At 73.1% G+C, this 10113-nt stretch carries 11 protein-coding genes; 6 read left to right on the forward strand and 5 right to left on the reverse strand.

The features are described from left to right. Positions 1–113 precede the first annotated feature (113 nt). Genes G569_RS0127915 through G569_RS0127930 form a run of 4 tightly spaced genes read right to left on the reverse strand, consistent with a single transcriptional unit; the run spans position 114 to position 2830 of the window. Entirely contained in the window at positions 114–524 is a 411-nt protein-coding gene (locus tag G569_RS0127915; RefSeq protein WP_028065874.1) for an HIT family protein, read from the reverse strand. Next, complete coding sequence (locus G569_RS64060; protein ID WP_053227076.1) at positions 517–894, reverse strand: SRPBCC family protein; 378 nt, start codon at positions 892–894, stop codon at positions 517–519. Before G569_RS64060 ends, G569_RS0127915 begins: the two co-directional genes overlap by 8 nt. Continuing rightward, entirely contained in the window at positions 891–1580 is a 690-nt protein-coding gene (locus G569_RS52120) for a type 1 glutamine amidotransferase (RefSeq protein ID WP_053227077.1), read from the reverse strand. The genes G569_RS64060 and G569_RS52120 overlap by 4 nt, the downstream gene beginning before the upstream one ends. Beyond that, positions 1580–2830 carry a sulfatase family protein gene (locus G569_RS0127930; protein ID WP_037499651.1) on the reverse strand — a complete coding sequence of 417 codons (1251 nt, stop codon included), beginning with the start codon at positions 2828–2830 and terminating at the stop codon, positions 1580–1582. Before G569_RS0127930 ends, G569_RS52120 begins: the two co-directional genes overlap by 1 nt. A gap of 15 nt (positions 2831–2845) precedes the next feature. Between G569_RS0127930 and G569_RS0127935 the strand changes: the two genes are divergently transcribed. The 5 genes from G569_RS0127935 to G569_RS0127955 all read left to right on the forward strand — a co-directional run bounded on the left by G569_RS0127935 (position 2846) and on the right by G569_RS0127955 (position 8359). Further along, positions 2846–3547, forward strand: a complete 702-nt coding sequence (locus tag G569_RS0127935; RefSeq protein ID WP_053227078.1) for a Stf0 family sulfotransferase — start codon at positions 2846–2848, stop codon at positions 3545–3547. A gap of 29 nt (positions 3548–3576) precedes the next feature. Continuing rightward, a complete protein-coding gene (gene cysD, locus G569_RS0127940; protein WP_084285678.1) occupies positions 3577–4416 on the forward strand; it encodes a sulfate adenylyltransferase subunit CysD in 840 nt (279 codons plus the stop codon). Continuing rightward, positions 4413–6209, forward strand: coding sequence for an adenylyl-sulfate kinase (cysC, locus tag G569_RS0127945; RefSeq protein ID WP_028065878.1), 1797 nt, complete (start codon positions 4413–4415; stop codon positions 6207–6209). The genes cysD and cysC overlap by 4 nt, the downstream gene beginning before the upstream one ends. Next, complete coding sequence (locus G569_RS52130) at positions 6206–7123, forward strand: SUMF1/EgtB/PvdO family nonheme iron enzyme (protein WP_084285674.1); 918 nt, start codon at positions 6206–6208, stop codon at positions 7121–7123. Before cysC ends, G569_RS52130 begins: the two co-directional genes overlap by 4 nt. 288 nt (positions 7124–7411) lie before the next feature. Further along, positions 7412–8359: an aldo/keto reductase family protein gene (locus G569_RS0127955; RefSeq protein ID WP_028065879.1), complete on the forward strand. Its 948-nt coding sequence runs from the start codon at positions 7412–7414 to the stop codon at positions 8357–8359. Here the strand turns inward: G569_RS0127955 and G569_RS0127960 are convergent. Then, complete coding sequence (locus G569_RS0127960) at positions 8337–8789, reverse strand: ATP-binding protein (RefSeq protein ID WP_028065880.1); 453 nt, start codon at positions 8787–8789, stop codon at positions 8337–8339. The genes G569_RS0127955 and G569_RS0127960 overlap by 23 nt on opposite strands. 17 nt (positions 8790–8806) lie before the next feature. On the opposite strand from G569_RS0127960, the gene G569_RS52135 reads away from it, so the two are divergent. Further along, complete coding sequence (locus G569_RS52135) at positions 8807–9727, forward strand: acetamidase/formamidase family protein (RefSeq protein WP_037499655.1); 921 nt, start codon at positions 8807–8809, stop codon at positions 9725–9727. Positions 9728–10113: the final 386 nt, after the last annotated feature.

Here is a 10113-nt window from a genome sequence, read left to right on the forward strand (position 1 = left end):
CACGCCGTACATATTTCGACCGGCCGGTGCGCCCGGTCCCAACAGAGGGAGACGCTATACATGGACGTGGCATTACCGCAACCTTAAGCGGCCAGTGCTGGGCGTGGAGATGTCTAAGCGGTGAGCTCTCGTGCCGCGGCCGCGACGTCGTCGCGGTCCCCCGGCGCAGGCTGCCAAGGCAACCGCAGCGTGTCCCCGTCGTAACGCGGGATCACGTGCATGTGGAAGTGAAAGACGGTCTGCCAGGCCTTCGAGCCGCACGAGTTGATCAGGTTCACGCCGTCGGCCGACAGCTTGTCCTTGACCCGTCGCGCCATCGTCTGCGCGGTGCGGGCGACCGCGGCGAGATCCTCCGGATCGATCTCCAGCAGGTCCCGGCTGTGCTCGCGCGGGATCACCAGCAGGTGCCCGCGCGACCCCGGGTTGATGTCCATGAACGCGATCGTGCGCTCGTCCTCATAGACGCGCGTGGAGGGGATGTCCCCCGCGACGATCTTGCAGAAGAGGCAGTCCGGGTCAGACATCGGCCTCGACGAGGCGGCGGATCGCGTCGAGCGTGCCCATGACCTCGGGGTCGGGCGCGTCCCCGCGGACCGTCGCGACGTAGAGCGTCAGGCGCGAGCCCTCGTCGTCGGGATCGACCTGGATCCAGCCGTGGTACGCGCTGCCCTCCGCGCCCCACTCGATGCGGCGCTTGTCGTCGTCGGTCTTGAACCAGGCCTCGCCCTTCTGGGTGTGCCCGTCGTAGCGGGCCTCGACCGTGACCTTGTCGCCGTCGTGCAGGTCGGCGCGGGTCATCTGCGGCACGTAGTGCGGGAGGTTCGAGACGTCGGAGAGCGCGGCGTACACCTTGTCGGCATCCGCGGCGACGTGATGGGTGTGCTCGTGCTTCACAGGCGGGAGGCTACAGAGGCCAGTCCGGAACGCGCGGCGAACCCGTCGAACAGCCGGAACGCGGCCGTCGCGGCCGCGGCCGCGTGCCGGCGGGTCCCCGCGTCCAGCGCCTCTGGCGTTGTCCCCGCCCGCTCGAGATCGCCGTGGTCGTTGACCGCCCAGTCGCCGACGATCGCGGACGTGACCTCGGGGTGGAACTGCACCGCGAGGTGCCGGCAGTGGCAGAACGCCTGCACGCCGAACGCGTTGCTCGCCAGCTCGTAGGCCAGCGGCGGGAGCGTGAAGTGATCCTCGTGCCAGGCCATCCACGGACCGGCGGGGACGCGGTCGGCGTCGTTGGTCTCGACCGTGACCCAGCCCAGCTCGGGCTTGGGCAGGCGGCGCACGCAGCCGCCGAGCGCGGCCGCGAGGGCCTGGGCGCCGAAGCAGATGCCGAGGACCGGGAGCGCGGCGGCGTCGGCGGAGCGCAGCCACTCGATCTCGGCCTCGACCCAGTCCGGCCCGTCGCCGGTCGCCGTGGCGCCCGAGCCGAGCGCGACCACGAAGTCCGGGTCGCGCGGGTCCGGGTAGGCGCCGGTCTCGTCGACGCGCACGACGTCGAGCCCGATCCCGCGCTCGGCAGCCCAATCGCCGAGCAGCCCAGCCGGGGCGTCGGCCTGCGTCTGGAGGACGATCCCGTGCGCCATCAGGCCCTCGTCGTCGGCTCGTCGGGGGAGCGCTGGTCGGCGGTGTTGTACTCGGTGCCGGGCGCGGGGGCGATCGGGCCGTCGAGCAGCGGGTCGCCGGTCTCGACCATCCACGTCTGCAGCTTCTGGCGCAGCTCGTCGGCGATCTCCGGCTCGTCGTCGACGATGTTGTTCGCCTCGTTGGGGTCGAAGACGAGGTCGTAGAGCGCCTCTTCGGGCGCGTCTCGCTCGGCCAGGCCGTGGGCCAGCAGGTAGTCCTTGCTGGGGCTGTCGTCGATGTTGGCGAGCACAGGTCGTTCGTAGCGCCGTATGTACTTGTACCGCTTCGTGCGCACCGCGCGCTGCGGCTCGTAGGCGGCGTGGAAGGTGATCTCCGCGAAGACGGCGTCGTTGACCTCGCTGAGCAGCGACTTCCCGCGCAGCCAGGCCGGCCGCTCGATGCCGAGCAGCTCGCAGATGGTCGGGAAGATGTCGACCTGGGACACGAGCTCGTCGGAGACCTTGCCGCCGGTGAAGCCGCCCGGGCCGCGGATGATCAGCAGCACGCCGATCCCGCGGTCGGTCAGCGTCGCCTTGGCGCCGGGGAACGCGAGCCCGTGGTCGGTGGTGAAGATCACGAGCGTGTTCTCGTCCTCGATCGCGTCCAGGACCGTGCCGACGCCCTGGTCCAGCGCGCGGGCGCTGGCCTTGTAGGCGGCCATGTCGCGGCGCGTCACCGGCGTGTCGGGAAGGTTGGCGGGCGGGAGCGAGTACAGCGCGTCGCGGACCGAGGTCGGCTCGAAGAAGTCGCGGTGGGTCTCGAAGAAGCCGACGCTGAGGAAGTACGGGCCGTCGGCGTTGCGGATCGCGCGCGCCGCGGCCGGCGCGACCTCGGACGCCTGGTTGGAGCGCAGCTCGACGATCTCGTCGTAGCCGATGTCGACCGGGTCAGCGGCCACGTGCTGCTCGCCGATCAGCGTGCTGCGGTACCCGGCGGCGCGCAGGGTGTGGACGAGGTGGTGGTCGTAGTCGGCGAGGCGATAGCCCCGGTGCGCCAACCCCAGCATCCCGTTCGTGTGGCTGTACTCGCCGGTGAGGAGCGCCGCGCGGCTGCCCGAGCAGACGGGCGCGGCGCTGAACGCCTGGCGGAACAGCAGGCCCTGGTCGGCCAGACGCTGGATGTTCGGCGTCGGGACCTGATGCCCGTACGGCTGGATGTGGCGCCCGGTGTCATGCGAATGCAGGTAGACGATGTTCGGACGCAATGTCATGTAATCCTATCGAGTATGTCCGGATTGATCGTGTGCGCGACGCAGCGCAGTGGGAGCACCCTGCTGTGCGAGCTGCTGAAGGCCACGGGGGTCGCCGGTGTCCCCAAGGAGTATTTCCAGCATTTCAAGGACACCGGGATCTCCGACCAGCCGCGCCAGTACCTGGCGGGCGTCGACGACCCGTCCGTGTTGGCGCTCCTGCCGCCGCTCGATCCGGGCGTGCCCGAGGCGGCGTTCGACTTCGAGGCCGTACGCCGGGAGGGCACGACGCCGAACGGCGTGTTCGCCGCCAAGGTCATGTGGAGCCACACGCCGGACCTGTGGCGGCGACTCGACGGGCGGTCGCTGGAGGATGTGTTCGGCCCGCTGCGCTACGTGCAGGTCGTGCGGCGGGACAAGGTGGCGCAGGCGGTCTCGTTGTGGACGGCGATCCAGACGCAGGCGTGGCGGTCGGGGGATGACGTGCGGGCCGAGCCGGTCTATTCGTTCGCCGCGATCAAGCACCTGGTGGGGTGGCTGCAGGCGGGCGAGGACGGGTGGAGCGACTGGTTGCGGTGGCGGAATCCGGACGTCGTCGTCTACGAGGACTTCGCCCGCGATCCGTCGCCCACGATCGAGCACCTGGCCGGTGTACCCGCACCCGACGCCCCGCTGCTCCGGCAGTCCGGGTCGCGATCGCGGGAGTGGGCGTCGCGGTTTGCTCTGGAGGCCGCGTGAACGCGCTCGAGGATGAAGCCGTCTTCGTGATGCGCGAGGTCGCGGCGGAGTTCGAGCGGCCGGTGCTGCTGTTCAGCGGCGGCAAGGACTCGATCGTGCTGCTGCGGCTGGCCGAGAAGGCCTTCCGGCCGGCGAAGTTCCCTTGCCCGATCCTGCACATCGACACCGGCCACAACTTCCCGGAGGTGATCGAGTTCCGCGACCGGCGGGTGGCGGAGCTCGGCGAGCAGCTGATCGTGGCGCGCGTTCAGGACTCGATCGACGCGGGGCGGGCGTTCGAGGACGGGCCGTCGCGCAATCGCCTGCAGACGGTGACGCTGCTCGACGCGCTGCGTGAGGGCAGGTTCGACGCGGCGTTCGGCGGCGCGCGGCGCGACGAGGAGCGTGCGCGGGCGAAGGAGCGCGTCCTCTCGTTCCGCGACGAGCTCGGCCAGTGGGAGCCGCGGGCGCAGCGACCGGAGATCTGGGAGCTCTACAACACCGTCGTCCGGCGCGGCGAGAGCGTGCGGGCGTTCCCGATCTCCAACTGGACGGAGCTCGACGTCTGGCGCTACATCGAGGCCGAAGGGCTCGAGGTGCCGTCGATCTACTACGCCCACGAGCGCGAGGTGTTCGACCGCGACGGGATGCTGTTCGCCGTCTCCGAGTTCACGCCGCCGAACGGCTCCCCGGTCTTCACCGAGCGCGTGCGCTATCGCACGGTGGGCGATCTCACGGTGACGGGCGCGGTCCGCTCCTCGGCGGTCGACATCCCGGCGATCCTGGCCGAGACGGCCGCGTCGACGACCACCGAGCGCGGCGCCACCCGCGCCGACGACCGCACCTCGTCCGCCGCCATGGAGGACCGCAAGCGAGAGGGATACTTTTGAGCGACCTGTTGCGGATCGCGACGGCGGGAAGCGTCGACGACGGCAAGTCGACGCTGATCGGCCGCCTGCTGCTGGACTCGCGGTCGCTGCTCGACGACGCTCGGGAGGATGACCTCGCGCACGTGACCGACGGCCTGCGAGCCGAACGCGAGCAGGGCATCACGATCGACGTTGCGTACCGGTTCTTCGCCACGGAGCGGCGCTCGTTCATCCTCGCCGACACGCCCGGCCACGTCCGCTACACGCGCAACATGGTCACCGGCGCGTCGACCGCGGACCTCGCTCTGGTGCTGATCGACGCCCGCAAGGGGCTGCTCGAGCAGTCTCGCCGGCACGCGTACCTCGCGGCGCTGCTCGGCATCCGGCATCTGGTCGCGTGCGTGAACAAGATGGACCTCGTCGGCTTCGACGAGGCGCGGTTCCGGGAGATCGAGTCGTCGTTCGGCGAGCTGGGCGCGCAGTTGGGGATCGTCGACGTGCGGGCGGTGCCGATCTCGGCGCTCGAGGGCGACAACGTGGTCGAGCCGTCGGATCGGTTGTCGTGGTACGAGGAGCCGCCGCTGCTCGCCCAGTTGGAGACCGTCGAGGTCGACCGGGACCGCAACCTCGACGACGTGCGGTTCCCCGTTCAGTGGACCGTGCGGGCGGGGGACTTCCGCGGGTACGCGGGGCGGGTCGCGGGCGGGGTTCTGAGCGTGGGTGCCGAGGTCGCGGTGCTGCCGAGCGGGTCGCGGTCGCGGATCGCCGCGATCGACACGCCCGGCGGCCCGGTCGAGCGCGCCGTGCCGCCGATGGTGGCGACGATCCGTCTGCAGGACGAGCTCGACGTCGGGCGCGGCGACATCGTGGTCGGCGCCGCGGACGGGCCGATCGTCGCCCGCGAGTTGGAGGCGACCGTCTGCTGGATGGTCGAGGCGCCCGCGCGAGTCGGTGCGCGCTACCTGCTCAAGCACACGACCCGCCGCGTGCGCGCGAACATCGCCTCGATCGACGCCCGCGTCGACATCGCCTCGTTCGAGTCTGCTTCGGCTTCGGAGCTGGGCTTGAACGACATCGGGCGCGTCACGCTGCGAACGGCGGCGCCGGTGCTCGCCGACCCATACGCGTCCAATCGCGCGACGGGCGCGTTCATCCTGATCGACGAGCGCACGCACGACACGGTCGCCGCCGGCATGGTCGAGGCGGCTCGCCCGGGCCGGGTCGCCGAGGTCGAGCACTCGCCGGACATCCGCTGGCACGCGAGCGCGCTGGAACGGGGCGTGCGCTGGTCCGCCACCGGCCAGCGCGGCGCGACCGTCTGGCTGACGGGGCTGCCCGCGTCCGGCAAGTCGACGATCGCGGTCGCGGTCGAGCGCGCGCTGGTCGAGTCGGGCCGCTTCGCGTATCTGCTCGACGGGGACAACCTTCGCCACGGGCTGTCCGGCGACCTCGGCTTCGATCCCGCCTCGCGCTCGGAGAACATCCGCCGCGTCGCCCACGTGGCGCGCCTGTTCGCCGACGCGGGCGCGGTCGCGGTCGTCTCGCTCGTCTCCCCCTTCCGCGAGGACCGCCTGAACGCACGGCGATTGCACGAGGCCGCGGGTCTCCCGTTCGTGGAGGTGTTCGTCGACACCCCGATCGAGGAGTGCGCCCGCCGCGACCCGAAGGGGTTGTACGCCCGCGCCCGCGCAGGACGCTTGACCGGCATGACGGGCGAGAACGCCCCGTACGAGCCGCCCGAGGCGGCCGAGATCGTCATCCGCGGCGAGCCGACCGAGGTGTCCGCGCGCCGGCTGCTCGAGGCGGTCGCGTGACGCCGCGCGCCGCCGCCGCGGCCGCCCCGCGCGCCGCCGGCCCCGCCGCGGCCGCCCCACGCGCCGCCGGCCCCGCCGCTCCATCCGCCTCACGCGCCGCCGGCCCCGCCGCTCCATCCGCCCCGCGCGCCGCCGGCCCCGCCGCTGCGCCCGCCCCACGCGCCGCCGGCCCCGCCGCTCCATCCGCCCCACGCGCCGCCGGCCCCGCCGCTCCATCCGCCCCACGCGCCGCCGGCCCCGCCGCTGCGCCCGCCCCACGCGCCGCCGGCCCCGCCGCTGCGCCCGCCGCTCCCCCGCGCGTGATGGAGCCGTACGCCGTCACGAACCACCGGTTCGCGGCGTTCGTCGCCGCCACCGGGCATGTCACCGAGGCCGAGCGCGAGGGCTGGTCGTTCGTGTTCGCGGGGCGGCTGTCCGACGGCTTCCCGGCGACCCGCGCGCTCGCGAGCGCGCCGTGGTGGCGGGTCGTGCGCGGCGCGTGCTGGCATGCGCCGGACGGGCCGGGCAGCGTCGCGGCGGCCGATCACCCGGTCGTGCACGTGTCGCTGGCCGACGCGCAGGCGTTCTGCGCGTGGGCGGGCACCGCGCTACCGACCGACGCGCAGTGGGAGCGCGCCGCCAGGGCGGGCGTCAAGACGCGCTACCCGTGGGGCGACGAGTGGTCGTTCGCGCGGGCGAACTCGTTCCGCGGCGACTTTCCCCACGGCGTGGCCGGCACCGTGCCGGTGGACGCGTTCGAGCCCAATGCGCTCGGGCTGCACAACGTGGTCGGCAACGTCTGGGAGTGGACGGCCGAGGGTCTGCTCCGCGGCGGCTCGTATCTCTGCCACCCGTCCTACTGCGACCGCAATCAGCTGTCCGGCTGCACCGAGGGCGACGCGCCGATGGGCCATATCGGCTTCCGCGTCGTCTGATTGCCCCAGCTGGCGCGGGCTACGGTCAGCTCCACGACGACCGCATCGGTCGCATGACGTGACCGGGGAGCCCGGCACCCGCCGAGGTGGCGCTCGTCGAAGACGACGTGGACGCCGACGCCGCTGGCGCGCCGCCGGCGGCCGTACACGCGACGAGTGCCGCCACGACGGCGGCCTTCCGAATGAAGTTCATGCCGGACCTATCGTCACGTCCCGGTTCCTTCCGGCGCCGCTGGACGATCGTCGGACCCGCGCAACCTAAAGGGACTGACCCTTTATGTTGGCGGGATGGAGAAGCGAGAGCTCGGCGACTCCGGGCTGAAGGTCACCACGGTCGCGCTCGGGTCGTGGCTGACCTACAGCGGCGGCATCGGGCGCGAGCAGACGGAAGCGTGCACGCGGGCGGCGTTCGAGGCCGGCATCACGCTCTTCGACACCGCCAACGTGTACGGCACGGGCGCGTCCGAGCGCGTGTGGGGCGAGATCCTCACCGACTACCCGCGCGACGAGTACGTGCTGGCGACCAAGGTCTACTTCCCGATGGGGCCGCGCGACCGCGGGCTCTCGCGCAAGCAGATCCTCAAGCAGATCGACGCGTCGCTGGAGCGGCTGCGGACCGACTACGTCGACCTCTACCAGTGCCACCGCTACGACGACAACGTCCCGCTGCAGGAGACGATGGGCGCGCTGAGCGAGGTCGTCGAGGCGGGCAAGGCGCGCCACATCGGCTTCAGCGAGTGGCCGGCGGCGCGGATCCAGGAGGCGCTGGACATGCCCGGCGTGACGAAGTTCGTCTCCTCGCAGCCGCAGTACTCGGCGCTGTGGCGCAAGCCGGAGGCGGAGGTGATCCCGCTGTGCGAGGCCAACGGGATCTCGCAGATCGTCTGGTCGCCGCTCGCGCAGGGCGTGCTGACCGGCAAGTACAAGCCGGGCGAGAAGGTCCCGACGGACTCGCGCGCCGCCAACCGGACCATGAACCGCTTCATCAAGCAGTGGCTCGGCGACGACGTGCTGACCGCGGTCCAGTCGCTGCAGCCGATCGCCGACGAGGCCGGCATCACCCTCCCCCAGCTCTCGCTCGCCTGGGTGCTGCACCAGCCCAACATCACGTCGGTGATCATCGGCGCGAGCCGGCCCGAGCAGATCCACGAGAACCTCAAGGCGGCCGCGGTCAAGCTCTCGCCCGACACGATCGCCGCCATCGACGACACGCTCAGAACAGCGGCGGTGTTGTGAGCAGCGGCTCGATTCGCCAGCCCCCGTCGAGCGCCGCGGTCGCGTGAAGGAGCTCCTCGAACCCCTCCTCGGGCGTCGGACGGACGAGCCGGCGCGCGACGTCGCGCAGCCCCGCCGCCGGCACCGTGCGCTCGCGGGCGACGTTGCGGCCGGCGGCCACCGCGTGATCGACCTCGACGAGGATCGCGACGAGCCTGAAGCCCGCTTCCCGCGCCGGAGCCACGTAGCGCGCCCGCTCGGCCGCGGTCGGGTTCGTGTTGTCGACGACGAACGGCATCTTCGTCTCGATGCAGGTCCTCAGGAACGCCGCCTCGCGGGCGCGGGTGCGCAGGAGGTCGAGCGACACGCGCGCGTGCGTCTCGAGGAACCGGTCGCGGTAGAGCGTCGTCTTGCCCGAGCCCTGCACGCCGCAGAGGATCACCGCCTCCATGGCGCGAGGATGACACGGTGATCCACGCCCTCGGCGCCCCGTACCACGGCGTCTTCTCGCGCGACCTCGCCCCCACGCTGACGATCGACCCCGGCGACACGGTCGTCTTCGAGACCCTCGACGCCGGCTGGGGACTGGAGCCGTACGCGGGCGGTGCCTACGTGCCGCGGCGCGAGCTCGACCGCGACGACGACGCCGGCCACGCCCTGACCGGCCCGGTGTTCGTGCGCGGCGCGCGGCCCGGCATGGCGCTGCGGGTCGAGATCGGCGAGCTGCGGCCCGGCCCGTGGGGCGCGGTCCTGGCCGGCGGGTGGGAGTCGGCGTACAACGAGCGCCTCGGCGTGGTCGGCCACGGCGTCGTCCACGCGTACACGTTCGAGGACGGCGTCGCGCGCAGCCACCTCGGCCACGCGGTCGCGCTGCGGCCGTTCCTCGGCGTGATGGGGAACGCGCCCGCCGCGCCCGGCCGCCACTCGACGATCCCACCCCGCGCCTGCGGCGGGAACCTCGACTGCCGCGAACTCGTGACCGGCGCGACCCTCTGGCTGCCGATCGAGGTCGAGGGCGCCCTGTTCTCGTGCGGCGACGGCCACGCCGCGCAGGGGGACGGCGAGGTCGCGGGCACCGCGATCGAATGCCCGATGGAGCGGGCGGAGCTCACGTTCGCGCTCGAAGAGCGGACGCTCGCGGCCCCGCTGGCGCGGAGCGCCGACGGCGCCTGGATCACGTTCGGACTCGACGAGGACCTCGACGAGGCGGCACTCGGAGCGCTGAACGCGATGCTGGCGCTGATCGGCATCGAGCTCGGCCTGTCCCGGCGCGACTCCCTCGCCTACGCGAGCCTCCACGTCGACCTGCGGGTGACGCAGATCGTGAACGGGGTCAAAGGCGTCCACGCGGTCTGGCGCCCGTCGGCGAGCGTCGACATTCGCGAGTAGAGCGCGAGAAAGTCGACACTCGCGCGCGGCGCACCGGGCGCGGCGCGGCACGCGCAGCGGGCGCGGCGGGCGCGGCGCGGCGCGCGCGGCGGGCGCGGCGCGGCACGCGCGGCGGGCGCGGCGCGGCACGCGCGGCGGGCACGGCGCGGCACGCGCAGCGGGCACGGCGCGGGCGGCGCGGGGGGCGGCGCGGGGCGGCGGCGACGGCGCGGCACGCGCGGGGGCGCGGCGCGGGCGGCGCGGGGGGGGGCGGCGCGGGGCGGCGGCGGCGCGGCACGCGCGGGAGCGCGGCGCGGGCGGCGCGGGGGGCGGCGCGGGGCGGCGGCGGCGGCGCGGGGGGCGCGGCGCGGGCGGGGCGGCGGCGGCGCGGGGGGCGCGGCGCGGGC

This window comes from Solirubrobacter soli DSM 22325 (assembly GCF_000423665.1).
Classification (GTDB): domain Bacteria; phylum Actinomycetota; class Thermoleophilia; order Solirubrobacterales; family Solirubrobacteraceae; genus Solirubrobacter; species Solirubrobacter soli.